General features: G+C 42.8%; 1 protein-coding gene. It reads right to left on the bottom strand.

The genetic code is table 11. The annotated features are described in order from the left end of the window. On the bottom strand, positions 1 to 1,386 hold a 1,386-nt coding region (locus A3763_RS10010), incomplete at both ends, for a PAS domain S-box protein (RefSeq protein WP_156495037.1).

Below are 1,386 nucleotides of genomic sequence, written 5' to 3' on the forward strand. Positions count from 1 at the left end.
TTCTGACCATGTTTATCTTTGTTGTAGACTTCGCCTCGCCATACGCTGCCTTTAGCAGCTGTTTTATAAAGTTGGCCGAAGAAGGCTTTGTCATGATAGCCAGAGTTAAGAATTCGATGATTTTGGCCTAGCAGCTCTTCACGCTCGTATCCGCTTACTTCGACGAATTTGTCATTCACATAAGTGATGTCTCCTCTTATATTTGTGATAGAGACAATGGAAGCCTGGTCCAAGGCATATTTCTGCTCATTTAGTTCATTTATTGAGGCGTCAATATTCTGTAGGGCTTTATGAAAGCTTCTGGCAAAAATACCTACTTCGTTATTCTCGTTCACGGGTAGGTAGTCAATTTCGCCTGTTTGCTCATAGCGTTCGAGTGTTTCAGTCAATCTCGAGAGAGGGCGGGTAATTCTGCGAGAGATTAAAATGGCAGCCGTTAAGGCAACTAAAGCTAGCGATAAACCTATAAGCAGGCTTTTGTTGCGAGTTCCTTCCAGAGCTAATGCAAGCTGTTGATGTGAGGATGATAGTAGAATATGGAGTTGTGGGCTGCCATAAGTCGCACCACCTTTTAATACTTTGTAATACGCAGAGTATTTAGTATTGGTACTGTCTTTTAACTGCGTAAACGTCAGCTTGTTGGTGCCTGACTGAAAGTGCTGAGTGAGCTCGGGGAAATCTCTAAGTAAGTTTTTATCATGTGATGATGAACTATTATCTGAAGAGCTTTCCTGATAAAGATATTCACCTTCAGCGTCACTGATATAGAACTGTCTATTGCTATTGTAGCGAGGCAAACCAGAGATAATAGCCATTGGCTTAAGCGTTGCGATTAATACATAGCTGGCTGTATCGTCCAGAACCTTGAATAACGCGTTTGAAACGCTTGAAAAGACCTTTTCTGTTTCCAGCTCAACTAGATCTGGACTTAGGTAGATATCAGAAAAGTAAATCTCCCCCGATTTTAACTTGCCACTTTGCTTCAGTGTAGCTAGGTCTCTTGTTAGAAAGGTGTCTGAGCTTTCCTCTCCGCTCTTGCTGTCAGCCTTGTGGCTTGTATAAAGAACTTCCCAGCCAATTACACTGTCCGGTCTTTTGGCGACTAGCTTGATATTTACTACGCCTGGATTTAAAAGCAAGTAGTGTTCGAGAGTGCGATTGACTGGCTCAGACTCAGTGATGCCTCCTTGCACATAGGCTTGAATGGCATAGTGCTTGCCCAGGGAAACTAAGTCTTGGGCACTTCTTTGAAATATGGATTGATAGCTCGACTCAAGCATCTCAGCTTCGTGCTCAAGCTCCTGTAGGTTCTTTTTCTTTATTTGGGCGATATGATCCAGATACACAGAAATACTGATGATGGTGCCGACAATGAGTGTTAAAGAG

It is taken from the genome of Oleiphilus sp. HI0128 (assembly GCF_001635365.1).